General features: G+C 61.6%; 23 protein-coding genes. 9 read left to right on the top strand and 14 right to left on the bottom strand.

Annotated features, from left to right (window positions below; genetic code table 11):
- The first annotated feature begins 315 nt into the window (after positions 1-315).
- A complete protein-coding gene (locus B2G88_RS02565; protein ID WP_054864156.1) occupies positions 316-852 on the top strand; it encodes a hypothetical protein in 537 nt (178 codons plus the stop codon).
- Positions 853-929: 77 nt separating this feature from the next.
- Here the strand turns inward: B2G88_RS02565 and B2G88_RS02560 are convergent, their stop codons facing one another.
- The 8 genes from B2G88_RS02560 to B2G88_RS02525 form a co-directional block, all read right to left on the bottom strand.
- Positions 930-1259, bottom strand: coding sequence for a transcription factor S (locus tag B2G88_RS02560; RefSeq protein WP_054864155.1), 330 nt, complete (start codon positions 1257-1259; stop codon positions 930-932).
- 129 nt (positions 1260-1388) lie between these two features.
- Complete coding sequence (locus tag B2G88_RS02555; RefSeq protein WP_087713885.1) at positions 1389-1946, bottom strand: hypothetical protein; 558 nt, start codon at positions 1944-1946, stop codon at positions 1389-1391.
- On the bottom strand, positions 1939-2799 hold the full coding sequence (locus B2G88_RS02550) for a hypothetical protein (RefSeq protein ID WP_054864153.1): 861 nt from the start codon (positions 2797-2799) through the stop codon (positions 1939-1941). Before B2G88_RS02550 ends, B2G88_RS02555 begins: the two co-directional genes overlap by 8 nt.
- 88 nt (positions 2800-2887) lie before the next feature.
- On the bottom strand, positions 2888-3724 hold the full coding sequence (locus tag B2G88_RS02545) for an RAD55 family ATPase (protein ID WP_087713884.1): 837 nt from the start codon (positions 3722-3724) through the stop codon (positions 2888-2890).
- Between the two features lie 78 nt (positions 3725-3802).
- Positions 3803-4789: a beta-ribofuranosylaminobenzene 5'-phosphate synthase family protein gene (locus tag B2G88_RS02540; RefSeq protein WP_087713883.1), complete on the bottom strand. Its 987-nt coding sequence runs from the start codon at positions 4787-4789 to the stop codon at positions 3803-3805.
- A gap of 77 nt (positions 4790-4866) precedes the next feature.
- Positions 4867-7545, bottom strand: a complete 2679-nt coding sequence (gene leuS / locus B2G88_RS02535; RefSeq protein WP_087713882.1) for a leucine--tRNA ligase — start codon at positions 7543-7545, stop codon at positions 4867-4869.
- 96 nt (positions 7546-7641) lie between these two features.
- Positions 7642-9153 carry an LVIVD repeat-containing protein gene (locus B2G88_RS02530; RefSeq protein ID WP_087713881.1) on the bottom strand — a complete coding sequence of 504 codons (1512 nt, stop codon included), beginning with the start codon at positions 9151-9153 and terminating at the stop codon, positions 7642-7644.
- Positions 9154-9226: 73 nt separating this feature from the next.
- The gene (locus B2G88_RS02525) at positions 9227-10204 is read right to left on the bottom strand and encodes an ROK family protein (RefSeq protein ID WP_054863646.1); all 978 of its coding nucleotides are present in this window, start codon (positions 10202-10204) and stop codon (positions 9227-9229) included.
- A 222-nt stretch (positions 10205-10426) separates the two neighbouring features.
- Between B2G88_RS02525 and B2G88_RS02520 the strand changes: the two genes are divergently transcribed.
- A complete protein-coding gene (locus B2G88_RS02520) occupies positions 10427-11038 on the top strand; it encodes a hypothetical protein (protein WP_087713880.1) in 612 nt (203 codons plus the stop codon).
- A 39-nt stretch (positions 11039-11077) separates the two neighbouring features.
- Here the strand turns inward: B2G88_RS02520 and B2G88_RS02515 are convergent, their stop codons facing one another.
- Positions 11078-11635 (bottom strand): metal-dependent hydrolase, encoded by a 558-nt coding sequence (locus B2G88_RS02515; RefSeq protein WP_087713879.1) that lies wholly within the window; start codon positions 11633-11635, stop codon positions 11078-11080.
- Positions 11636-11920: 285 nt separating this feature from the next.
- Here B2G88_RS02515 and aglF point away from each other — a divergent pair, with 285 nt between their 5' ends.
- Positions 11921-12670, top strand: coding sequence for a UTP--glucose-1-phosphate uridylyltransferase AglF (gene aglF / locus B2G88_RS02510; protein ID WP_054863648.1), 750 nt, complete (start codon positions 11921-11923; stop codon positions 12668-12670).
- Positions 12671-12749: 79 nt separating this feature from the next.
- Positions 12750-13934 (top strand): MFS transporter, encoded by a 1185-nt coding sequence (locus B2G88_RS02505; RefSeq protein ID WP_087713878.1) that lies wholly within the window; start codon positions 12750-12752, stop codon positions 13932-13934.
- A 140-nt stretch (positions 13935-14074) separates the two neighbouring features.
- On the opposite strand, the gene glmS is transcribed toward B2G88_RS02505, so the two are convergent.
- A complete protein-coding gene (gene glmS / locus B2G88_RS02500; RefSeq protein ID WP_054863650.1) occupies positions 14075-15862 on the bottom strand; it encodes a glutamine--fructose-6-phosphate transaminase (isomerizing) in 1788 nt (595 codons plus the stop codon).
- Positions 15862-17049, bottom strand: coding sequence for a sugar phosphate nucleotidyltransferase (locus B2G88_RS02495; RefSeq protein ID WP_087713877.1), 1188 nt, complete (start codon positions 17047-17049; stop codon positions 15862-15864). Before B2G88_RS02495 ends, glmS begins: the two co-directional genes overlap by 1 nt.
- A gap of 224 nt (positions 17050-17273) precedes the next feature.
- Between B2G88_RS02495 and B2G88_RS02490 the strand changes: the two genes are divergently transcribed.
- Positions 17274-17771: a hypothetical protein gene (locus tag B2G88_RS02490; RefSeq protein WP_087713876.1), complete on the top strand. Its 498-nt coding sequence runs from the start codon at positions 17274-17276 to the stop codon at positions 17769-17771.
- Between the two features lie 11 nt (positions 17772-17782).
- On the opposite strand, the gene nikR is transcribed toward B2G88_RS02490, so the two are convergent.
- Complete coding sequence (gene nikR, locus B2G88_RS02485; protein WP_054863652.1) at positions 17783-18214, bottom strand: nickel-responsive transcriptional regulator NikR; 432 nt, start codon at positions 18212-18214, stop codon at positions 17783-17785.
- Positions 18215-18395: 181 nt separating this feature from the next.
- Between nikR and B2G88_RS02480 the strand changes: the two genes are divergently transcribed.
- The 3 genes from B2G88_RS02480 to B2G88_RS02470 all read left to right on the top strand — a co-directional run bounded on the left by B2G88_RS02480 (position 18396) and on the right by B2G88_RS02470 (position 22626).
- The gene (locus B2G88_RS02480; RefSeq protein ID WP_054863667.1) at positions 18396-19190 is read left to right on the top strand and encodes a creatininase family protein; all 795 of its coding nucleotides are present in this window, start codon (positions 18396-18398) and stop codon (positions 19188-19190) included.
- A gap of 108 nt (positions 19191-19298) precedes the next feature.
- Positions 19299-22103, top strand: coding sequence for a PAS domain-containing protein (locus B2G88_RS02475; protein ID WP_087713875.1), 2805 nt, complete (start codon positions 19299-19301; stop codon positions 22101-22103).
- Between the two features lie 61 nt (positions 22104-22164).
- Positions 22165-22626, top strand: a complete 462-nt coding sequence (locus B2G88_RS02470; protein ID WP_087713874.1) for a hypothetical protein — start codon at positions 22165-22167, stop codon at positions 22624-22626.
- Here B2G88_RS02470 and B2G88_RS02465 read toward each other — a convergent pair.
- Positions 22611-23285 carry an O-methyltransferase gene (locus tag B2G88_RS02465; RefSeq protein ID WP_054863668.1) on the bottom strand — a complete coding sequence of 225 codons (675 nt, stop codon included), beginning with the start codon at positions 23283-23285 and terminating at the stop codon, positions 22611-22613. The two genes, B2G88_RS02470 and B2G88_RS02465, sit on opposite strands and share 16 nt — an antisense overlap.
- Positions 23286-23375: 90 nt before the next feature.
- On the opposite strand from B2G88_RS02465, the gene B2G88_RS02460 reads away from it, so the two are divergent.
- Entirely contained in the window at positions 23376-23843 is a 468-nt protein-coding gene (locus B2G88_RS02460) for a dCTP deaminase/dUTPase family protein (RefSeq protein WP_087713873.1), read from the top strand.
- Between the two features lie 240 nt (positions 23844-24083).
- On the opposite strand, the gene B2G88_RS02455 is transcribed toward B2G88_RS02460, so the two are convergent.
- Entirely contained in the window at positions 24084-24938 is an 855-nt protein-coding gene (locus B2G88_RS02455) for a carbon-nitrogen family hydrolase (protein WP_087714279.1), read from the bottom strand.
- Between the last annotated feature and the right edge of the window lie 8 nt (positions 24939-24946).

Raw genomic sequence — 24946 nt, 5'->3', positions numbered from 1 at the left:
CCGCGCGGTTCTCACTCACTTCGTTCGTTCCGAACCGCGGATTGGTGTGTCTACAGTTTCAGTTGTTACTATCGATAAAATCAGCTAACGGCCTTCGATTCACCTCTCAGTTCAAGCGTGGACCGCCACTAGTGGTAGTTCAAGTCTCGACTTACGAGTTTATCCCTGTAATACCAAAGATTAGCACTAACATCTACCATGAACGGAATCAAGAGTTAGCGGATATATTTAGCACCAACTGCCAGAAAGATCACCAACCGTAGATTTTACACGGGCCAAAAACTCTAAAAAGAGAAGCCTTTCAAAATACACTGAATGAATTTTGAAACTGAAGCGTACATCGATGAGTACGTCATTGATGGGAGAAACACTGGTGTCTTCGCCGGAGACGACACTAGCATCACGTACACCCCGGAACACTCGGATATGTCGTCCTCAGTCTCCATCCCAACCGATGAAATCACTAGCGTTACTTTCAGGCGCAACACATCCTTTCTCCGTAACCAGTTTCTTGGATGGTTCTTCGCTGCCGTCACTCTTGTACTCATCTTGATCGTCTCTCTGTTCACGGTCGGCGCTATCACTGGGGGGTCGATAAGTCAACGCATGATGTTGATGATATTATTTATGTTTCTGATGGTTCTCGGTGGGATTTCTACCACGTATGAATACTTCAACGGTGAAGAATACGACGTTATTATCGCTTCCATTAGAAGCGATGACGGCGAATCCCAGGTCTTCACTGGGAGGATGAAAAACACGGACTTCGTTGAAGCGTGCGGTGAACTCATCGAATCAGATATCGAAACGCAAAACCTGAATAAGAAACTCAGAAGCGAACTCGATGACTAACAATGTTACAAAAACGTGTTGGTGTTGGTAGTTTGATCGAAGGATACGAGACTCGTCCGTTCACGGTTGACGCGACACTAGTTATAGCCGCGCCAGCGATGGCCACATTCGGTGCACTTAAAGAAGCGCGTCGGCGGCTCATCGGCTGAGGCAGTCTGTTTGAGGGTGTACCACGCTTCCTGCGTCTCACACTTATCACAGATCACGTCGGTTGCTTTCGGTTTCCCCTCGAAATTCGCGTTCTCGTCCGACTCGATGATTTCCTCGCCCGTCTGTGACTCCGTCGAAACGAACTCATCCTCGAGATCACGATCTCGTTCGCTCGAGGAGCCACACTCGTCGTTCGTACAGATCATGCGGTCGCCCTTGGCTTTCATCATCGAACCGCAATCGTCGCAAAACTGCATGACGAGGCCTACGAAACCGAGTGCAAAAACACTCCCGCTCCTGCAGTCTCATACGGACACTTGTAGTTCGTTCCCGGTGATCGCTTGGATGGGTCAGCAATCATCGGTAAAACACTACACGGATCCGTATCAGTACTCTCGCTCGAGGTCTTCGTTCTCGAGGACAACGGGGCAGTCTGCGACGCGAAACGTCTCGAGTGAGGGAACATCCAGAATGTCGGTGCCGTCGTGGCCACACGCGAGTTCGGGTGGCTCGGCGAAGTGTGGACACTGGTGGCAGTAACTGTGTTTGTCGATTTCGCGGACCTCGCGGTCGGCCTCGAGAAACGAGTCGGGTGGCTGGTCGTTCTCGAGGCGGTCCCAGAGCTGGTCGCTGTCGATTTCGGCGACCTGCTCTTGCTCGAAGAGTTCGTCGAACGCACTCTCGCCGGCGTCGGTCGACCGTTCGTCGACAGCCGACGCAATGTCACTCAACGGACCCTGCCGGTCGCGTCTGAACTCTTGTTGTGGTCCCTGGGTGTCATCGGCGTCATCGGCGTCGGCTCGAGGAATATCGGGAAGCGCCTCGTCGACTGCAGCCGCCTCATCTGTCCCGGAGTCGCCCGGAAGCGACGCGACGTGATCCGCAAACGGCGCGGACTCCGTGTTGGCTCTCTCGTCGTCCGTATCGCTTCTGTCCTCAGTCATCGCTTCCGGTCACCTCGGAGGAGGGTCTCGAGTTCCGGTCGCGTGTGGTTTCAGCATCGGATTCGAGTTCCTCGAACACCTCGTCACTCGTCGGTTGGGTTTCGCGTCTGGCTTGCCCCTCGAGGGCGGGTGGCTCGCCGGTCTCGAGAATATGCGAGCCGAAAAACGAGGTTCGTTCGGTGACGTCGGCAAACGAACTTGCACAGTGTGGGCATTCGGGCGCAGTGAGAAGTGCAATATCGACGCTTGCATCGCAGTCCTCGCAGGCTGCGGCCCGAATTCCGAGTTGGTTCGCAGCCAGTTGCAAGCGTTCGACTGCAGCGCGGCGGCGCTCGCGTTCGGCAACAGCATTCCAGCGATCCCGGAGATCGACGACAGCCGTTGCGAGGACGGTCGAGCGCTCCTCGAGGTCGTCAGTCTGGTCAAACAGGTAATCGAGCACGTCCTCGAAGTTCTCGAAGCCAGCGCTCACGTGGTCCTCAAGGTCTGTGAGGTCTGTACGCATCGACGCGATGTCGTCTTCGTACTCGGCGTGGTCGTGGTCTGCAGGCGCTTTCGCGTCCGCTTCGCGTTTAACCTGAATCACGCGCGAGCGAACGTCCTCGAGCAACTCGTGAAACTCCTCGTGATGGCTCTCGAGGTCGGCTTCGACCTGCTCCTCAAGGTCCTCGAGTTCGCGCTGGTCGACAGGAACGGACTCATCGTCGGTCGCGATAGCGTGTGCTGCGGTGACTACGCGACGACAGATTTCCTCGCGCGATTCATCGCGCTGTTCGGCCGTTTCCGCCACCCACGCATCGACCTCGGCCGGTAGCGCGAACGAGACGCCCCCATCGTCGTTCTCGCTCGCCATTTATCGTAGTTACTGGCGGTCGGTGTATAAGGGTTGCTGCCCACTGCAATCGGACGTAATACGGATGCTAAGTCCGTCAAGCCGAAGATTATCGTATTTTTCGAACAGTACTAATGTCGAAACCATCATCACCGATTTCGGTCTCGAAACGAACGATGTCTTCATCCTCGAGTCGTGAGAGGACCCCCCGGAACTGTTCGACGACGAGGGTGCGTGCACGCTCTGAGCCGCCGCTTTCCCACTCGAATAGCAGTGTGCCGTCGGTTGCCTCCTTGAGTCGGCCGAATTCGGTTGCCTCGAGGACGTCCGAGTTGACCAGCAACAAGATGACACTGCCCCAGCGACGGGACGCGCGGGCCAGTCCCTTCAGGAGGACCGTCAGATCGGCCCAATCAAAGCGCTCGTCGGCCGCAGCAACCAGATCCGTAATGGAATCGACGACGACGAGGCTGCCCGCAGCCTGTGCCGAGAGATAGTCCGCAAAGGCCTCGAGAATGTCGCCGCGTTCGGTCTGTGAGCCAAGTTCGGTAATGGTGGCTGTCCGTTCGGCGTACCACTCCGTCGGCACCGGCGTCAACTGAAAGTACTCCTCGGCCAGTTCGACGAACTCGACTGCTCCCATCCCGTCGATGACGAGGTCGTCGTTCATCACGAACGACATCTCCCGTGTGACTGCCCGCTGATCGTCGGTAAAGGAGACGTAGTGAACCGACTCGGGGAGGACCGCACTCGACTCGAGGCTGCCGTAGTGGAGGTCGAACTGGTCGGCTTCCTGAATTGCGAGGCCGTTCATCACGGCACTCGTATAGCAGAACTCTCGGGCCCCCGCCCCGGAGTCGCCAGCGGCCAGGACGACGCTGCCGGTCGGGGCCCCGCCCCCGATGAGTCGGTCGAGTCGTGAGACGCCAAGCGGCATCCGCTCCATACGCGTCCGTGGGTGGCATGCGGTATAGATGTTCGTGATCCGACGGTCGGCGCTCGGCTACGACTACCCCACTACCAGCTATGGCTCGGCGTCGCCGCCACGAATTGTCGCACCACTCGTCGCAGCCTGCGAGAGCAATACCTCGCCCTCGAGTCCACGAGCCGACAGTGCGTCCTCGGCCGCGCTCACTGCCTCATCGCCGTGGTTGCGGTCGGTCACGCCGTAAACGACCGGTCCCCACGAGGACTGGCCGATTCCCGAGAGCACAGGGCAGTCCTCGAGCGCCTCGACGAGTTCGCCTGCGGGCGGGCGGAACACGCCACCCTGGGCGTCGGCGTACCACGCGCCGTTCTTGCGGCCGATTTCGGCGATGGCTTCCCCGAAGGCCTCGAGTCGGCCGGCCGCGGCTGCTGGCAGCAGTTTTCGGGTGACGACGCCGGCGAGTTCGTCCGCGACGGCAGGGTCTGCGCGTTCGACGACCGCACGCATACTCTCGTCTTCGCTCTCGCCGCTGCGACCGGGAGCAACGTCGGGGACGACGACGAGAAATCGCCAATCGTCGGGCAGGTCGTGGCGGGCGACGACCGGCGGAACCGTCCAGTCGCCTTCATCAGGCGGGCGTGTCGTGAATCGAGCGGTCGGATGGCCCGCGTCGACCACGAAGCCGCCGTCCTCGAACGTCGCGACGCCGATACCGCTTCGTCCACCGCGTCCCATCGCAGGGGCGTGGTCACGAATATCGGGTTCGAGATCGTGTGCAACTGCCGTCGCCGCAAACACCGCGAGCGCGAGTTGCGTGCCGCTGCCGAGCCCGACGTGACGCGGCAGTCGCTCCTCGAGCGTGATCGAGACGCCCGGAACCTCGAGAATGTCACAGGCCCGCGTTGCGTACTCGCGCCCGAGCGAGTCGACACAGTCGACGGTTTCGGCGGGAGACGCGGTGACGGTGACGCGTGGCTCTGCCAGGCCGATTCCAACGCCCCCATAGAGGCGCTGACGGGCCAGCGAGAGGTTCTGAAAGCCAACGTGGAGGCGCGCGCCTGCGCTGACGGTCACGGTCGGCATAACATCTGTCTCGCTGTAGGAACGCCCATGAAAAGGGGGTTTCGACGCTGGCAACGACTGTCGGTAGCCGCCAGCCCTCACTCGATCCGAATCGCCGGTTTGCCGGGTCGGGCGGTCGTCTCGCGGTCATCCCCAAGATCGACCGCGCCCGCGCGGCGAATCGTCACGTCCGCCTCGAACTCGTCCGTCACGAGCCAGGCGGCCTGCTCGAGCAACAGGCGCTCGCGCTCTGGCTCGAGCATCGCGTCAACGCCGTGGCCGTGTGCGTCGGCTCGCTGCTCGAGGAAGGCACTGATTCGATCAGCGTCGATGTCCGCGTCCGTCTCATCGCGGAGGCGCTCGGCGAGTGACTCGAGTTCGGCCTCGGTCGGGGGTCCGTCACCGGCGTCGCCAGCCTGTGCCGCCGCGCGATACGTCCACGTCGGCGCGACAATCAGGTCGATCCGCTCGGGTTCGTCAATCGAGGCAACATCGACAATATCGCGGACGTCCGCGAGCGTTCGCTCGACCAGTCGCCGCTCGAGGCGGTGGTCTTCGATCTCACTCTCTGGTTCGGGCCAGTCGGCGTCGACGACGAGACCATCACCGCGGAGTTTGTTCCAGCACTCCTCGCCCAGATGCGGTGCCATCGGCGAAATCAACGCCGCGAGGGTCAATAGCCCGCGGCGGTAGGTCTCGTCGTGGGGCCGGTCGTAGGCTCGATAGCGTCGAAGCAGTTGGGCCAGTTCTCGAATTTCGGTTGCGGCGCGATGGAACCGAAACCGCTCGTACTCCTCGGTGACGGCGATGATCGTCCGGTCGATCTCGCCAGCAAGATAGTCGTCGTGAGGCGTTCGCTCGAGGCGGGTATCGCCTTCTTCGACGAACGCAGTCGCCATCCCGTAGAGGTCCTGTTGGAGGTCGTAGGCCCCGCGAACATTGTTTGCCGTCCACTCGAAGTCCTGTTCGGGGTGGGCCGCCGAGAGGACGAACAGTCGGGTCGTCTCCGCACCGTACTCCTGTGGCGCGACGACGTTGCCTTTCGAACTCGACATCTTTTCGCCGTCGTACAGCACCGTCCCCTGGCTGATGAGTTCCTGGACCGGCTCGCGACACTCGAGCAGCCCGAGATCGGACAGCGCACGGGCGAAAAAGCGGATGTAGAGCAGGTGGAGGATGGCGTGTTCGTCGCCGCCGACGTAGACGTCGATGGGCATCCACTCGGCTGCCTTTTCGGGGTCGAACGGGCCGTCGTCGTAGTCCGGCGAGAGGAATCGCAGGTAGTACCACGACGAATCGACGAAGGTGTCCATCGTATCCGTCTCGCGGCGGGCCGGGCCGCCGCAGTCGGGACACTCGGTCTCGCGGAACGACTCGTGTTCCGCGAGCGGGTTCCCCGTCGTCCGAACGAACTCCGGCAGTTCGACAGGCAGGTCCTCGTCCGGAACGAGGACGTGCCCACAGTCATCACAGTGAACGACCGGAATCGGCGTCCCCCAGTAGCGCTGCCGGGAGATCAGCCAATCGCGCAGTCGGTAGGTCACGTCCGCCTCGAGGGCGTCGTGGTCCTCAACCAGCCGCTCGCGAGCCGCCTCGCTCTCGAGGCCCGAATACTCGCCGCTATCCTCGAGAATGCCCTCGCCGGTGTAGGCTGCGGACTCGAGGTCGACGTCGGTCGCCCCTGCTGTCGGCGTAACGACGCCTGTAACGGGGAGGTCGTGCTCGGCGGCGAAGGCGTGATCGCGCTCGTTGTGTGCGGGAACGCCCATTACCGCGCCGGTGCCGACATCCTCGAGGACGTAGCCCGCGACGTACACCGGCAGTTCCTCGCCGGTCAGCGGGTGAATCGCCGTCGCGTCGGTTTCGACACCCGAGAGGCCAACGTCGCCGGGGTCTTGCTCGCGGACGGTATCGACGTACTCTGCGACGCGGTCGTCGGTTTCGGCGAGGTCGCGCGCGAACTCGTGGCCGGGCGAGACCGCGAGGAAGGTCGCGCCGTAGATGGTGTCCGGGCGCGTGCTGAACACGTCGACGGCGGTGGTCTCTGTCTTCCCCTCAGCGACTCCGAACGTGATTCGGGTCCCCTCCTGTCGGCCGATCCAGTTACGCTGAATCTCGCGGACGCCGTCGGGCCAGCCCTCGAGGTCGTCGAGTCCGTCGACGAGTTCCTCGGCGTAGTCGGTAATCGTAAAGAACCACTGATCGAGTTCCCGCCGAGTGACGGGCGTTTCACAGCGCCAGCAGACGTGTCCGTCTGCATCCTCTGTGACCTGTGCGTCAGCCAGCACCGTCTCGCAGTCGGGACACCAGTTAACCGAGGCGGCCTCGTACTCGACGAGTCCCGCCTCGTAGAATCGCTTGAACAGCCACTGATTCCATTGATAGTAGTCTGGCTCACAGGTCGTGATCTCTCGCGACCAGTCGTACCCGAAGCCCATCGTCTCGAGTTCTTCACGCATCCGGCGGATACAGGCCTGTGTCCACGAGTTCGGATCGCTCGCGCGCTCGTAGGCGGCGTTTTCGGCTGGAAGGCCAAACGCGTCCCATCCCATCGGATGGAGCACGTCATCGCCTTGCATTCGTCGGTAGCGCGCGTAGGCGTCCGTAATTGCGTAGTTGCGGACGTGACCCATATGCAGCGTCCCCGACGTGTAGGGAAACATACCGAGGACGTAGGTCGGATCGACGGCGTCGTCCTCGAGGTGATACACCTCGTCGCGCTCCCAGACGTATTGCCAAAACTCCTGGACCTGCTCGTGATCGTAGTGACTCGTCATTGGGACACCGTTCGTTGGTGTTCACTCGGCGTGCCGGGCATATCATTGTTCGGCCACGCGAGCGCCGGCGCACTCGAGAAAGCTACCCGAGACAGTTCACTCGTCGCGGTCGCTGCGTCGTCGAAGCACCTCGAGCGCGGCGAGTCCACCCGCAGCGCCGACCCCGATGGTAAAGCCGGCGACGGAATCCGAGCCGTTGTCGCCGTTCTCACTGTCACTCTCATCGCCGTTGCCTCCGTCGTCAGCGTTGGTCTCCGCGTCATCGCTACCGCCGCTTTCCCCGTTCTCGTCGTCCGGCGCTTCGACGTCGAACGCGAGATCGTCGGGATCGGTGAGTGAGGGCTGGTCGGCCCGTTCACCGGCCTCGATTGGGAACGTATAGAGCGCGCCTTCCGTCGGCGCGTTCGGGATGAGTTCGGTACTGCTCGCGACGAACGTCTCGCCGGACTCGGCGACTCGAGCGGTCCAGAAGCCCGCGGTTTCGGGGTCGCGCCATGAGGCGATTTCCTCGGGCTCGCTCGGGTCGCTCACGTCGTGAATCGTCACGCCACCCTGATACCACGAGGCGTAGAGTTCGCCGTCGCGCAGTTCGAAGTTGTGTGCCGTTGTCCAGAGCCCGCCGTTGGAGCGCTCGTTGAGCGCTCGAGGCGCGTCGATTGTCGCCTGGTGGACGGGATCGGCAGGGTCGCTTACGTCGTAGAGATCGATCCCACCGGGACCGTCAGGATCTCCCTGGCCCGTCGCCCAGGCCTCGCGGCCGACCCCGAGGAGATCGCCCGTGTCGTCGACCGCTGAGTAGTGGTCGTTGCCTGGCAGTCCCATCTGTGCCTCGTTGTCGTCCTCGACAGCCAGTTCGTCCTCAAGCGTTGTCTCTGTGACGTGGGAGATGTACGCCGGATCGCTGGGGTCGCTGACGTCGAGCAGGTAGGTTCCGGCGTTCCAGTGGGCGAGGTAGGCGATGTCGTCGTGGACGTACACGTCGTGGAGGTACCGTACGAGCCAGTCGACATCCTGCCAGTCCGGTTCGTGTTCGACCAATGACCACCGACCTATCTCTTCGATTTCGTCGCCGCCCAGGTCGTAGATGACGAGCGGATTCTCGAGTTCGCCGTTGCCGACGACGTAGAGCGTTTCGTCCTCGAGGTAGCAGTTGTGGATGTGGTAGCCGGTTTCGTACGGCTCGCCGAGCAGTTCCGGTTCGGCAGGGTCGCTGACGTCGTATACTGCAAAGCCGTGAAAGAGAAAGTCGTTCGCCTGATTTGCCGGGCCAGCAACAGCGAGCAGGTCGCCGTCGACTTTCACGTCAAGAATTTCGTTGAATCTCCGTTCATCGAACTCGAGGCCGCGCTCTTCGGCCAGGAGTTCGGGTTCGCTCGGATCGTTAATATCGACGGTCGCAAAGCCGGTAGTGGCCGCGACGTAGACGATGTCGCCGTCGTCGCCAACGACGGCTTCCGCCGCGTTATCGATGTCGACGCGGCCGAGCGGTTCGTACGAAGACTGTGTTGTCGTGGGCTGTGCTCGGCTGTGGCCGGCGAGCAGTCCAGTCCCCGCGAACGCGATTCCCAGGCCCGCGCCGCCAGTCCGAAGGAGGGCTCGTCGTCGCATATCTCTCAATACGTCGCCGAAGACACATAACCTCACCTCACGCGGTTCGAGACTCGCAATTGCGAATTGCCGTTCAGTTCTGGAATCGCCGCTGGTCGCCGGTCCCTTCGGTCATCGCACTCGCGAGTGCGCCCTCGAGTACCACGTCGTCGCCCATATCCGTCACGCGGATTTCGGGGACGTTGCTCAGGACCATGTCAGCGACACGCTCGCGAATCGGGTCGATCACGAGGTCCTCATTGTGCAGCGAGACGGCACCGCCGAAGGAGATCACGAGCGGGGCAAAGGAGTGGATCACGTTCGCGACGCCGATGGCGTTCCAGTGGGCGAGTTGGTCAATCGTGTAGTCTGCCAGTTCGTCCTCGCCTGCGAGTTCGAAGACGTCTTTAGCGGTAAAGTCGGGATCCTCGAGCGGGAGCGAGGTCGTAATGGTTGGGTCGTCTTCGGCGAGTAGGCGAGTGTAGTCGGGGATGCCGTTGCCCGAACAGTACGCCTCCCAGTGGCCGTCGATGCCACAGCCACAGGTGAGTCGCCCACGCGGGTCGACGACGCAGTGGCCGACCTCGCCCGCGTTGCCGTCCCAGCCGGCCAAAATTTCACCGTCACAGCAGACGCCGGCACCGATCCCCGAGGAGATGGTGATGTAGACCATGTCGTCGGGGTTGCGGTCGGCGTGGAACCGTTCGCCGATGACGCCCGCGTTCGTATCGTTGTGCAGGTAGACTTCGTCGCTGTCGATCAGTTCACCAATCGGGCCGGTGAGCGGGATTCGGTCAATCGAGTCGGGGAGGTTCGCCGGGTCGACCACAGTACCTTCGGCGAGGTCGAACGGCCCAATCGAGCCGATACCGGCCGACTCGACGGCTTCGGGATCAATGTCGCCGTCGATACAGGCCTCTCGCACTGTCTGGAGCACGCCTTCCGTGACGTCGATGCCGGTCGGTCCCCGCGGTGTGGCGTTTTTACTCACACCGATTGTCGTCCCGTCGCCTTTGGCGACGGCGGCCCGCACGTTCGTCGCGCCGAGGTCGACGCCCGCATAGTAGACCATCGTACTCTACAGACGACCGTCGCCGTACTTAACTACACATATTGTACTCGCCGACGAGTTGTCTTCTCGAGTGGTCGGTGTCAGGTACCCTCCGCTTGCTGCGGGTTCGCTACATAAACGCGGGTACGTTGCGTGTGCCTCGAGAACAATCGAAGCGAAATAACCGATACCAAACGACAGTCAACAGTACTTTTACATCTGACTGTCAACGTTCGAATCAATATGCACCGCCGAACTGTTCTCGCTGGCGGGAGTCTTTTCGTTGGATCTGCGGTTGCCGGGTGTCTTGACGTAATTCGTTCCGAGGAGACACAGCGACGCGCCGCGGCATGTTCGCACGCTCCTGACGACGCGAGTGACTCCTCCTACGAGACTACGATGCTTGCTCACACTGGTGTTTCATTTTCTACGGCTGAGTCGGCCGCCGATTCGACTGGGTCAACAGACGAGACATCGTTCGTCTGTGCGCGATCAGCCGACGAGGCAGAAACAGTGTTTGGACTGGACCAACTCGAGGAAGATGACGAAGGCCATGCGTCGATCATCACGTTCGTCAGTGAGACCGATTACGAGACGGCAGTCATGCTCGGCTGGCAGGTGACGACGCGGAGTCTGGGGTATCAGGTCGACGTAGCTGGTATCGAACAAATGGACGAGTCAATTCATGCCTACACCTGTACGTATCATGATGGCAGCTCAGACTTGAACGCAGAGACACCGTACACCGCGTTGATTCGTGTCGACGCCCCACAGCAGCCCCAGCAGGCGACACTCACCCATCGACACGGCAATTTCTCCGGCGACCATCAGGAGACGACGTACAACGCACCATAACTGATCTGTGTCAGCACAGCGTGTCGTTCCCGGTTCGTCTCAGGCGTCCGACCGACCCGGAAGCACCCGCCCAACCGCCGAGCGAACGAGCTCGAGGCCGGGGTACCCATCGCGTCGCCACGCCACGAGCGCGAGCGCGGCGAGGACGAACTCGAGGAGGAAGTACGGATCGGACAGCGACGCGAGGAACAGCCCCACGACGGTCGGTGGGCCGCTCTCGTAGGCCTCAACGGGCACAAGCGGCCAGAGCAGCATGTTGGGGTCGGCTGCGCCCCAGAGTGCGGGGATGACGTCGACGACGGCGTGTGAGAGCGCGCCGAGGACGAACGCGAAGCCGAGTTCCGTCCGGTCGTAGCGGCGAGCGAGCGCGAGAACGACGAGGGAGACGGGAATCAAGACTAACAACGAGTGCGCGAGGGTTCGGCCGGTTGGCAGGACGCCGACGTACCACGCGAGCGGCTTGTCGACGAGGTCCGGAAACTGCGTGCCGACCAGGAGTGCACAGAGGGCGAGTGCCGTCGGCGGCCGGTCGAATCGCGCCCGCGTCGCGAGCGTATAGAGGAGATAGCCGACTGCAGCGTGTCCGAGTGGCCACATGGTGGCGGGATTGAAGGAACGAGGCGGTATAACTGCCGTGATTTGCTCGTCAGAAGCGAGTCGCGGGCGGCTCACGCCGCTCGTTTCTCGAGGGTAGGTGATCGCTCGAGTCCAGACTCAGAGGAATTCTCGTAGCGATTCATAGATTCGTATACTGAAGCCGATTCACGGCCCCGTCACCTCCCGGTAGACACAGCCGGCTGGCGACGAAAACCCCTCTCAGTCACCGTCTTTGGATCCTCCCAATCAGAAGATACTTGTCTGCGCATTTGGGATATTCTGGGCATGCAAGCTGTCGTTCTTGCCGCCGGCAAGGGGACGCGTCTGCGGCCGCTGACCGATGACAAGCCAAAGGGGATGGTCGAGGTCGACGGAGAGCCAATTCTCACTCACTGTTTCGATCAACTCGTCGAACTCGGTGCGACCGAGCTAATCGTCGTCGTTGGCTATCTCAAAGAGCGGATTATCGACCACTACGGCGATGAATACCGTGACGTCCCCATCACCTACGCCCACCAGCGCGAACAGCAGGGCCTCGCTCACGCCCTGTTGACCGTCGAGGAGCACGTCGAGGATGACTTCATGCTGATTCTGGGCGACAACATCTTCGAGGCCAACCTCGAGGATGTCGTGCGCCGCCAGCGCGAGGACCGCGCGGACGCCGCCTTCCTCGTCGAAGAGGTCCCCTGGGAGGAAGCCTCGAGATACGGCGTCTGCGATACGAACAAGTACGGCGAGATCACCGATGTCGTCGAGAAACCCGACGAGCCGCCGTCGAACCTCGTCATGACCGGCTTCTATACATTTACGCCCGCGATCTTCCACGCCTGTCACCTCGTCCAGCCCTCCAATCGCGGCGAGTACGAGATCAGCGAAGCCATCGACCTGCTGATCCAGTCCGGGCGCACCATCGACGCCATCGGCCTCGAGGGCTGGCGAATCGACGTTGGCTATCCCGAAGACCGCGAGGAAGCCGAAACCCGGATTCAGGATGGTGTGGACGGCGATCCCGACCTCGAGCAGACCTCGTCCTGACTGACACGCACTGGCACTGTAACCGGCGAGACAGTCTCGTATCCGAACGTTTTCGCCGACTGAACCCAAACGAGCAGTCGTGTCTTCGTCCTCCAGAGAGCAACCGGATAGTCGGCGCAGTTGGCTGGTTGCCATCGTCGGTTCCATCGCGATGGTGTTTACGTTCGGCACGCCGCTTTCCTACGGCGTGTTTCACCAGCCATTTAGCGAGGCGTTCGGCATTTCGCCGGTTGCGATGTCGACCGTTTTCTCGGTGATGCTGTTTGCCTTTTTCATCGGCTCGGGCCTGATCGGCATCGCCTCGACACGAGTCGCCGCTCGCGCCGTTCTTCTCGCGTGTGCGGGGGCGACCGCCGCCATCGCGCCCGCACTCTACGTCACGGAGTCGTATCTCGGACTCGTCGCCGTGTTCGCCGTGCTCGGGCTTGCACTGGGGACCGTCTTCGTCTTGCTTGCCTCGGTCGTTCCGCGCTGGTTCGACGAGCGCCGCGGCGTCGCAACCGGCCTGATATTCGTCGGCAACGGCCTGGGACTGACCGTCTTGCCACCGATCTGGCAGCGCGCAATCGAGACCGTCGGCGTGCGGCAGGGCTTTCTCGTCGTCATGGGGATAACCGCCGCTGCGTTCGCCCTCGCCGGCCTCGTCTGTCGACGCCCGCGATGGGCCGACCAGACGTCAGAGTCGTTCCTCGGCGTCCTCGAGTGGGTCCGCGGACTCGCCGGCAGCCGAACCTTCCAGTTGCTGTTCGTTGGGATGAGTCTGGCGTTCGCGTGGTACCAGTTGCTCGCCGCCTACGCCATCGACTACTTCGCAGCGCGCGGGATGACCGAAGCGGCCGCATCCGTCGCGTTCGGACTCATCGGCGGCGTCAGCATCATCTCCCGAATCGGTGGCGGCTACGTCGCAGATATCGTCGGCTCGAGGCGGGCGTTTCTGGCGTCGCTCGCCTGTGCGGGAATCGGCGTCTGCGTGCTGTTTTTGCCCGGTTGGCTGGCCCTTGGGGTAGCGATTATCATCATTGGCCTCGGACTGGGCGGGAGTGCCACGCTGTACATTCCGGTGTTGATGGAGATTTTCGATCCGAAGCGGGATACGGCGATCATCGGGATTTTCAACGTCGCTGGTGGGCTGGGTGCACTGGCGATGCCGCCGCTTGGAACCGGGAGCGTCGCCTACACCGGCAGTTACACCGTTGCGCTGGCGCTGACCGTCGTCGTCGTCGCCGTTGGCTTCTGGCTGGTCGCACTCGGGACGCGGATCTGAGAGGGGTTCTCGTCGCCAGCCGGCTGTGTCTACCGGGACGTGACGGGGCCGTGAATCGGTTTCAGTATGGGAATCTATGAATCGCTACGAGAATTCCTCTGAGTACGCTTCTCAGCTGAAAACTCACTCTGCCGACCGTCTCACTCGACGGTCACACTCTTTGCCAGATTGCGCGGCTTGTCGATTGAGCGTCCCAGTTCGTTTGCAACCCAGTAGGAAAGCAACTGCAACTGGACGTTCGCGAGAATCGGCGTCAGTCGGCGGCCGGCCGCTGGCACCTCGAGAACGTGCGTCGCGTACTGCTCGACCAGTTCCGGCTGGTCGGTGACGGCGATCACTGGCGCGCCGCGGGCTTCGACCTCTTTGACGTTGCCGAGCGTCTTGGCTGCGTTCGGCCCCGTGATCAGCGCGAATACGGGCGTCTCCTCGGTCACGAGCGCCAGCGGCCCGTGTTTCAACTCGCCGGCGGCAAAGCCCTCCGCGTGTTTGTACGTGATCTCTTTCATCTTGAGCGCGCCCTCGAGCGCGACGGGCGCGTTGTAGCCCCGGCCGATGAAGAAGTACGCGTCGGCGTCGACATACGTACTCGCAATCTCACGCACTGCCGACTCGTCTAACACCTGCTGGAGCTGGTCAGGGAGTCGGCGGAGTCGCCTGATGAGTTCGGACGAGTGCGTCTCGGAGAGGACGCCCGAGAGCATCGCGAGGGCGGCTTGCTGGCTCACGAACGTTTTGGTCGCGGCGACGCCGATCTCCGGGCCGGCACGGATGTACATGACATAGTTGCACTCGCGGGCGGCCGAACTGCCGACGACGTTGGTCAGCGCGAGCGTGGTCGCGCCGGCTTGGTTCGCTCCACGCAGTGCCGACATCGTATCTGCCGTCTCGCCGCTTTGGGTGACGCCGACGACGAGCGTCTCGTCGGTAATCGGAATCGAGCGCGCGTCGTACTCGCTCGCGAGGAAACACTGGGCCGGAATGCCCTGCTCGCGAAGTAATCGCGCGCCATACAGCGCCGCGTGATAGGAGGTTCCGCAGGCGACGAACTGGACCGGTCCCCGCCGCTCGAGGTCGGCGAGTTCATCGACGGTAATCGTCCGCTCGAGTTCGGAGACGCGCTCGCGGAGACACTGGCGAAGCGCCAGTGGCTGCTCGTTGATCTCTTTGAGCATGTAGTGGTCATACCCCGACTTGCCGGCGTCTTCGGGATCCCACGCGACGGTGTCGACTGCCATCTCGACGACCGCTCCCTCGCGATCCGTGACGACGATTTCGTCCGGCGTCATGCGAGCGAACTGCCCGTCCTCGAGGTAGATGACGCGATCCGTATACTCGAGAAATGCGGGGACGTCGCTGCCTAGATAGTGGCCGTCGTCGCCGAGTCCAAGCACCAGTGGCGACTCATGGCGAGCCGCATAGATCGTCTCTGAGTCCTGAAACACGGCTGCGACGGCGTAACTACCCTCGAGGCGGCTGACTGCCTCTCGAAACGCCTGTTCGGGGTTGGCTCCGTCTGCGAGTGCATCCTCGATGAGATGCGGAATGACCTCGGTGTCCGTCTCGCTCTGAAACGTGTGGCCGTCGTCCTCAAGTGTCGTCCGAATGTCCTGGTAGTTCTCGATAATGCCGTTGTGAACGACCGCAACCTGATCTGTACAATCAGTGTGGGGATGGGCGTTTTCGTCTGAGGGTGGCCCGTGGGTACTCCAGCGCGTGTGGCCGATTCCCGCGAGTCCGTCGATGCCCGTTTCGGGCAGTGCATCCTCGAGTGCCGAGACCTCGCCTTCGCGTTTTTCGACCGAGAGCGAGTCGTTGGCAATCGCGACGCCTGCAGAGTCGTAGCCCCGGTACTCGAGGTTCGACAGCCCCGACATGAGCACCTCGAGAACGTCGTTCTCAGAGCCGGTGTAGCCGATAATTCCACACATTAGGATCGAACCTCTGTGTCTTCGGCGATGGTTCCGTGGACGGTGGCTCCGGCTTCGACGGAGACATCCGGGCCGATGACGGCCCCTGGCACGTACGTGCTTCCACCTCGGTCCATGACACGATCACCGAGCAGCGCACACAGTCGCTCACCCTCGAAGATGCGGTCGCCAACGCGAACGTCGCCGGGGCCGCCCGGAATCGCCGTGCCGTTGCCAATCGTGACGCCAACGCCGGTCACGCAGTCGATAACCGTCGCGTTGGCACCGATTCGCGTATCCGAGTCGATCACGCTTCGTTCGACGACCGCGTTCGAGCCGACGGTCGCATTCTCGCCGAGACAGGTAAACGGCCCGACGACGGCACCCGCCCCAACCTCGCAGTCGGGGGCGATAACAACCGGATCGCGAATCACGGCCGACTCGTGAACCGTTGCCGTCTCAGCGACCGGCGCGGCTCGCTTCTCGTCGACGACACCGCTCTCGAGCAGTTCGAAGGAGACGTCGAGCAGATCCCACGGGTAGGTCGCATCGACCCACACACCGTCTGAAACCGTTCCTCGCACGGGTTCGCCGTGGTCGAGGAGTTCGGCGATGCCGTCGGTCAACGACTGTTCGCCCGCTCGAGACTCGGCGTCGCGAATCGCCTCGAAAATCTCGGATTCGAAGACGTAGACGCCCGCGTTGAGTCGATAGCTCCGGTCGTCGTCCGGGTTTTCGACGACTGCGGTAACCGTCTCGTCCTCGAGGACGACGCCGCCGTAGGGGTCGAGGTCCATCCGGTTGAGGACGCCGAGTGTCGCGACCGCATTGTCGCCGTCGTGGGCCTCGAGGACGTCTTCGATGATCGCACTCTCGACGAACTGGTCGCCGTTGACGACGAGCATCGGTCCCTCAACGGTTCCATCCGCAGCCAGCAGGGCGTGGCCGCTGCCGAACTGGTGGTCCTGTGTGACGTAGGTCAGCGGAATGTTGCGGTAGGTCGACCCGAAGTGTGACTGCACGCGTTGGCGTTTGTAGCCGACGACAACGGTGATGTCCGTCACGCCCGCCTCGATCAACTGATCAAAGACGTGCTCGAGGATCGGCGTCGTTGCAGCCGGTAACAGCGGCTTTGGCCGATAGTGCGTGAGCGGGCGAAGGCGAGACCCCTCGCCTCCCGCAAGAACGACAGCAGAGATCGAATCCATATACGAATTGAGAGGTGACAAACCCTTAGAACCACTGGTTCAACGGAATTTCGATATGTCTCGAGAAAATTCCACTCAGAATAGTTTGCATTATTACGGGTCTGTTTTGGCGGGGACTGCGCTGCGTTGCCAGCACTGGGGCTGCCCCGAGTGCTCGAGCGGACAGGTACAATGATTCTTGACCTAGCCGAACGGTTATTGCCAGCGTCCGACATGCTGTCTGTATGAGTCGTCTGCCCTCTCCGTTCACTCTCGATGGTCTCGAGGCGGCGCTGGCCCTAGGAGTCGTCAGTATTGCGGTGGTGTTTCTCGTCCAGCCCTCGGGACGTATCGGATGGACACTCAGCGAACTTCTCGTCCCCGTTGTGGTCATCGGGACTCCAGGAGTGTTCGCGCTATGGGTTCTGGTCGGTGTGCTGGCACATGGCTATCGACTCGGCTCGTCACTGGTGACCGACACAAATCGACGGCGTGCGGGTGACGCAACGACGCTTGCGCTCCTCACGTCACTTGTCTTCGGTGTACTTTCGCTCACGACACTCTGGCTGGTCGTGGGCAGTATCTACATTCTCGCCGCCGGGATTGGCGGTGTCTTTCTCGCACCGGTGTTCGCAGTGTTCATCGGTGCCCTACTTGCAGTTCTCGTCCTCCTTCGACAGGGACTCAGCCGCGTTGTCGACAGCCAGTCACTCTCAGCGAGTCGCTGGTCGGTTCGCACGTAACAGTCCGTCGATCAGGAGTGTTCCTGTGAAATCGGATCGAAATCATCGACCGGAATCACAGAGTAATCAACCGTCAGCGCATCCTGTGTTGCACGGATTTTCCCGACAAACGTCGAGATATCCTCGAGTTCGCCCTCGAGGACGAACAGTTCCATGCAGTAGTGGTCGCCAACGTGGCTGTGGAAGTTCGAGGCGACGAGGTTTTCGTGTTCGTGACGCAGGTGCATCATCCGCTCTTCGACGCTCGTGGTCTCGTAGTCGAACAAAATCGTGACGAGTCCCATGAGGTCGCGCTCCTCGAGTCGCGTATCTTCGAACTCGCCGAGGAGATTCCGAGAGGCCTCTCGGACGACTTCGCTACGGCCGGTGTAGCCATGCTCGTCGGCGAACTGGTCGAGTCGCTCGAGAAGTTCGTCGGGCATCGAGACGCTTACAACTGCCATATAATAACTCGACCGCCGTTGAGTATTAAGGTTTATCATCGTCAGCACTCGCTGTCGTCAGTAAACACGCGATAGTGGCAATTACAACGAATGACACACTGACTTGCAGTGGCCACTCCACCTCGTCGGTCCAGCCAGCAGCGACCCCGACTGTTTTGCGAGTTCAGGGAGAGAACAGTGTATGTACCTTCCCGAGCAGGCGTGGCCGGATTTGACCGAGTACGTCGAAACCGAATCGCTTGCGGTCATCCCAATTGGCTCGACCGAACAACACGGCCCGCACCTTCCAGAAGGAACTGATCACCTGATCGCCGAAGCGCTGGCTCGAGCAGCCACAGACCGGACTGACGTGCTCTGTACGCCGCCACTCCGGATCGGCGTCAGTTCTCACCACCGACAGTTTCCCGGCACGATGTGGGTCGAGCCGCCGGTGTTTCGCGACTTCGTCGAGAGCGTCTCGCGGAACCTTACCTATCACGGCATCGACCGCATCGTCTACGTCAACGCCCACGGCGGCAACGTCGCCCATCTCCGCGAGGTTGGCAAACGGCTCCACGATGATGAGACTGCCTACGCCCTCGAGTGGATGTGGGACGAGTCGATTCCCGACCTACTCGAGGAAGTCTTCGAGACGCCCGGTCCCCACGGCGGTCCCAAGGAGACAGCGATGATCATGCACATCGCTGAAGAACTTGTCCATGAGGATCGGCTCGAGGCGGCTCGTGATGGCGGAGCCGTCTTCGATTTCGACGCTGAACGCGTCCACGGCTCGACGACGTTCTACGACACGATTGACAACAGTCAAAACGGCGTTTTCGGCGATCAAACGGAGGCCACGGCCGAAATCGGCGAGGAACTGTTCGAGGCCGCGACAGACCAACTCGTTGCGCTGCTCGAGTGGCTCGATGCTCAACCCCTCGAGGCACTCATGCCACAGCCTCGAGTGACGAGCCACGACGACGGACACGCTAGATAGTCGGCGACGTAATCGGCGCGTGAGTGTGTTCTCTCTCCGTTGCCCTCGAAAATAACACTGATACGTGCGAACGCGGGACTTATGCGTTCGACCACCGTTTCCCCTGCAATGAGCGAACGGGCAGAATCGACCGACTCGACATTCTGGACTGCCGGGGAGGACCATGGTGGACTCGCTGGCTACCGAGCGCTCGTCGAGTTGGTTGATGGCGGCGTCGTTCAATGCAGTGCTGATGGCCGCCTGGTCGCGCTCGACGAGACCTTTCTCGAGTTGACGACCGACGCTCGTGAGCGCCTGCTGGGAGAACCGGTCAGTGCCGTCTTCGACTCTCGACGCGATGGTGAAGCCGGCAGCGACTCCACAGTTTCCCACTCGAGCGAGTTCCCGTCTGACTTTCTCGCCGACGACACAACCGACACGGAACCGATTCCGATCGATGTTCGGACGGCTGACGGAGACCGGATTCCGTGTACCATCCGGCTGAAACGCTTTTCTGCTGCGGACGACGATGACCCGAACTATTTCGTCGGCATCGTCGATCCAGTCGAATCAGCGCACACCGACGAACAGCCGGACCAGTCGCTGGCTATTGCCCAGTCACCCCTCTCGTCCGTTCTCGAGGAAGCCGATGTCGGCGTCTTCGTGCTCGATTCGAACGTCGACATCGCCTGGATCAACGAGACGGCAGAACGCTACTTCGGCCTCGAGCGGTCAGCCGTTATCGGCCGGGACAAACGCGCTGTTATCGCAGCGCAACTCGAGGACCGGATCGCCGACTTTTCGACGTTTCGAGACACTGTCACCGCGACCTACGACGATAACACCTACGTCGAACAGTTCGAGTGCCGGGTCCTCCCCGGTGACGACCGAGAGCCACGCTGGCTCGAGCACCGGAGCCACCCGATTGAGTCCGGCCCGTACGCGGGCGGGCGAATCGAACTCTACTACGACGTGACCGACCGCCGTCGCCGGACCTACCAGTTGCGCCGGCTCAACGAGGCCGTCACCGACTGGCTCGAGGCGACTTCTGAGGTGGATGCAGCCGAACGCGCCTGTCACAGCCTGCGAGACGTCCTTGATCTCGAGGTCAACGGTGTCTTTCGCTACGACCCAGACGCTCAGGCGCTGTCTCCGATTGCAATCTCGGAGCCGGGGAAAGCACTGTTCGACGAGCCGCCGACGTTCGAACGCGGCGAGGGAATCGCCTGGCGCGTCTACGAAAGCGGAACACCGGAAATCTACGATGACGTCAGATCTGATCCGGACGTCTACAATCTCGAGACACGGATCCGAAGCGAGATTATCCTCCCAATCGGTGAGTACGGCATCATCATCGCCGGCTCGGAACAGCCGGGTGCGTTCGACCGCGGCGATCTCTCGTTGCTCAAAATCGCCGCCTCGAGCCTCGAGTCGACGTTTAACCGCATCGAAAACGAACGCCAACTCGAGCGCGAACGCGGCCAGATGGAGAAACTCCTCCGAACTGCGCCAGTCGCAATCGCCGTGACGGACGCCGATGGCGAGATTGTACGGGCGAATCGACACGCCACGGATCTGCCTGGCTTTCCGACACAACAGGCCGTCAACAGTGAGGAGACGCCGACGCTGTACGATGCAGACGGCGACCCGCTCCCGCCTGAGCGCACGCCGGCGGCTCGCGCACTGGCACGCGGCGAGCCAGTCATCGACGTCGAAATCGCAGCCGAGGACGCAACTGGCGAGCGGACGTGGTTCATCGTCAACGCCGCGCCCATCTTCGACGCCGAGGGGGCCGTCGAACGCGTGATTACCGTCGGCGAAGACATCACGAAACTCAAAACACACCAGCGGCAACTCGAGCGCCGAAAGAGCGAACTCGAGACTGAACTGAGCGAGATTCTGGGTCGTATCTCGGATGCGTTTTACGCACTTGATGAGGACTGTCGGTTCACCCACGTCAACGACCGAGCTGGGGCGCTGTTACAGCGCTCGCCGGACGAACTGCGTGGTCGCCATCTCAGTGAGGTCTACGACGAATCGTCGGATACCGAGAGCGACGCCGACCGCATTCAACAACAGTTCCACGATGCGTTGACGTCCCAGGAACGGGTAAGCTTCGAATCGTACGATGCGACGGCAGACGCCTGGCTCGAGTTCAACGCGTATCCCTCTGAAACCGGCCTCTCGGTCTACTTTCGGGACGTCACTGAGCGGAAAACATACGAACGCCAACTCGAGGCCTCGAACGAGCGCTTAGAGCAGTTTGCCTACGCCGCCAGTCACGACTTACAAGAGCCGTTACGGATGGTCTCGAGCTACCTGCGCTTGATCGAGCAGCGCTACGGCGATGATCTCGATGCGGACGGCGTGGAGTTCCTCGAGTATGCAACCGACGGCGCAGATCGAATGCGTGCGATGATCGACGGACTACTTACCTACTCGCGCGTCGAAACGCAGGGTAATTCACTCGAGCCGGTCGACCTCGAGCAGGTACTTGCAGACGTCAGAGAAGACATGCAGTTCCGAATTGCTGAAACCAATGCCGAGGTGAGAACGAGTTCGTTGCCGACAGTCCGTGGCGACTCGGATCAGCTTCGGCAGGTGTTTCAGAACTTGCTGTCGAACGCAATCGAATACAGCGGCGACGAGCCGCCAAAAATCGACATCTCGAGTGAGCGCGTTGGCTCGGAGTGGCACCTCGCTGTTACTGACCACGGAATCGGTATCGAGAGCGACGATACAGAGCGCGTATTCGAGGTGTTCCAGCGACTGCATAGTCGAGACACACACGATGGGACAGGGATCGGACTCGCGGTCTGCAAGCGGATTGTCGAACGTCATGGGGGTGAGATCGGGATCGATACCGAACCCGGCGTGGGGACGACGATTTCGTTGACGCTGCCTGCAGTCGAGAGCGACGCAGGCCAGGAGTAGCGGCGGGATTGGATGCCACCAACAGCTATATACTCCCCCAGGGACACCTCTCGCCAAGGCAGTGACCGCCGTGATCCAGTCAATCGTCCGTTCGGATCGACTTCTACTCGCCGTCTCGTTCGCCTGTTTCGCCGTTGCCGGCGTCGCAACCGGTACCGCCGAGGCGCTCTCCCCAGGACAGACAGTAACAGCGACGGCGCTTGCCGTCATCGCCGTCTACTGTCTCGCTCAATACGCGAACCGAGTCTCTCGCCGGACACTCGCACACCTCTCGGTTGCGTTCTGGGTCGGCTTTCTCGGCATCTCCGGACTCCACCTCATCGGCCTCGAGGCAGTCGGGAGCGCCATGCCCGGTTCGAGCGCCGTGCTTGTCGCCTCGTTGACGGCGATCACCTGGGCAACCTTCCTGACCGCCTGCGGGGCAACGACGTTCCTCGGGTTCCGTGAATACGGTGCCTCGAGTGGGCATGCAGCCGAAGAACAGGTACTCGAGGGCGACACCTCGGATTACTCGACGCGATAACTCACGGCGATTCCTTCTCCCACTGGGAGCACGACCGTCTCGAAGGCCGGATCTTCGGTGACGCGCTCGAGATAGTCGGCGATCCCGCGCGTGTATTTGTTCGCATCGTCAGCGACCGTCTCATCGCCCTCCGCGAGTGCGAGCAGTTTGTCGAACTCGAGCGGCCCGGCAGCGATTGCGTTATCCGCGACGACGACGCCGCCAACAGGGACCTTCTCGCGGACGGCGTCGAACGCCTCGACGTAGCGGTGTTTCTGGTGGTCGATCAACACCGTCTCGAAGGGGCCGTCGTAGCGCTCGATTGCCTCGAGTGCGTCACCCAGTTCGTACTGCGCGATGTCGTCGTAGCCACCCTCGGCCATGTACTCGCGGGCCATCTCGAGTTCGTCTTCGTCGACTTCGGTGAGGACGATCTCGCCGTCGTCAGGAAGCGCGCCTGCGAACCAGTACGCCGAGTAGCCATAGCCGGAACCGAACTCGAACACGCGCTCGGCGTTGCTGAGTCGGGCGAGTAATCGAAGGACGCCACCGACCTCAGGGCCGACGTGGGGAAAGCCCTCCTGTTCGGCGTAGGCGTCCATCTCCGCGAGCGTCTCGTCGGTGTCCGGACCAACTGTACGAACGAAGCGAGTGATCTCGTCGCTGAGTACCTCGACCATACGGCTCCCTTCGACGCCGATCACATAGAACTGCGGGACGAGGAACGTCGAGGCCACTTTTTTGCCGCTCGAACCCATCAGTTCTCCCAAATGTCTGCTGATGATCCATCCGCGAACGCAGATCGAAATCCAATCGCAGAGGTCGTCGATAACCTGATCTATGAACCGACGCAGGTCCACGAGCACGGGATCGATCTAACGGCGAGTGCGATCTACGAAGTCGCCGCACCGGGGCGACTCGACTTCGGCGGCGACGAACTCGTAGACGCCGACTTAGAGCCGGTCGAGACCGAACTCCACAACCCTGACGACGAGTTCGGCTGGTGGTCACTCGAGGGTGGCCAGTACGTGATCCAGCACAACGAGTTTCTGACGGACCCCGACATGGCGCTATTGCTCCAGCCGCGAAACGAACTCCTCGCGCGCGGTGGCTCCCATCCGTCGGTACAGGTCGGCTCGCACCTGCCGCTGGTGCCACTGACCGTTCCAGACGGTGGCCTCGAGATCAAAGAGAACGCGCGGGTGTCGACGCTGGTGGCACTGGGTCGGACAGAGTAACACGAAAGGGGTGGACGAGGCCGAGGTGAGTGGCGGAGTGGGTGCGGACACGGCTGAACACTCGTTCCCGGGACGAGCGTTCGCGGTGGCCGGAGACGCGCTTTGTTGCCGGCGAGACGTGAAAAGCGCCTTGTACCGGCGTCTGTACACACACGCTACCCAACTAAAAAGTCAGCGGTCGCCTGATGCGATTGCTGGCAGTACAGTCAGGTCCGTTCACATGAGGCGCTCGCAGTTTCCTCACAAGCGTCGGTCCCGAAGGGCTGGAAACTCCTCGCGAACGTCTGTGACTGTTTCGGGCTCGATATCGGCAGTGACGAGCGCGGGGTCGTCACCGCTCGAGGCGAGTGTCACGCCCCAGGGATCGGAGACGGTTGACCGACCGAGCAGCGTCGTGTCGCCGTCGTCTGTCGAAAACGTTCCCGACCCGTTGATCGTCGCGACGTAGCATTGGTTTTCGATTGCCCGCGCTCTCGAGAGCGTCTCCCAGTGTTCGATGCGCGGATAGGGCCACGCGCTCGGGACGAGTATGAGTTCGGCACCGGCGTCGACCAGTCGACGATAGAGTTCCGGAAAGCGAAGGTCGTAGCAAGTCGTTACACCGACCGTGACGCCACCAATTGTTGCCGTCTCAAGGCGCTCACCGGGAACGAGCAGGTCCGATTCGGCGGAGTCGTAGCCAAAGAGATGGTGTTTGCGGTAGACGAGTTGTCGCGTGCCATCGGCATCAAAGAGCACAGCAGTGTTCGCGAGGCCTTCGGAGGCTGGCGTTGGAACGCTCTCGGTCGCCGCGAGGTCTTCGACGACGGTACCCGCAAGAAGCGCCACGTCGTGCGCGTCGGCAGCCTCTTGCAGACGCGTCAGCGTCTCGCCCTCGAGCGGTTCAGCACTCGCGTCGTACTGGTCGAACGCGAAGTAGCCGACCGTGAACAACTCCGGCAGCGCAACGAGATCGACGCCGCGGGTTGCCGCCTCGGCAATCGCCTCGAGCGCCCGCTCGAGGGTTCGCTCCTCAGCCCCAGCCTCGACCTGTAGCTGGGCGAGTCCAATCGTCAGTGTGGCGTCCGTTTGGGTCGGATCTGTGGTTGGGGGCATCGTCAGCA

The sequence above is a fragment of the Natronolimnobius baerhuensis genome (genome assembly GCF_002177135.1).
Lineage (GTDB): Archaea > Halobacteriota > Halobacteria > Halobacteriales > Natrialbaceae > Natronolimnobius > Natronolimnobius baerhuensis.
This window is presented reverse-complemented; position numbering and strand designations above follow the sequence as displayed.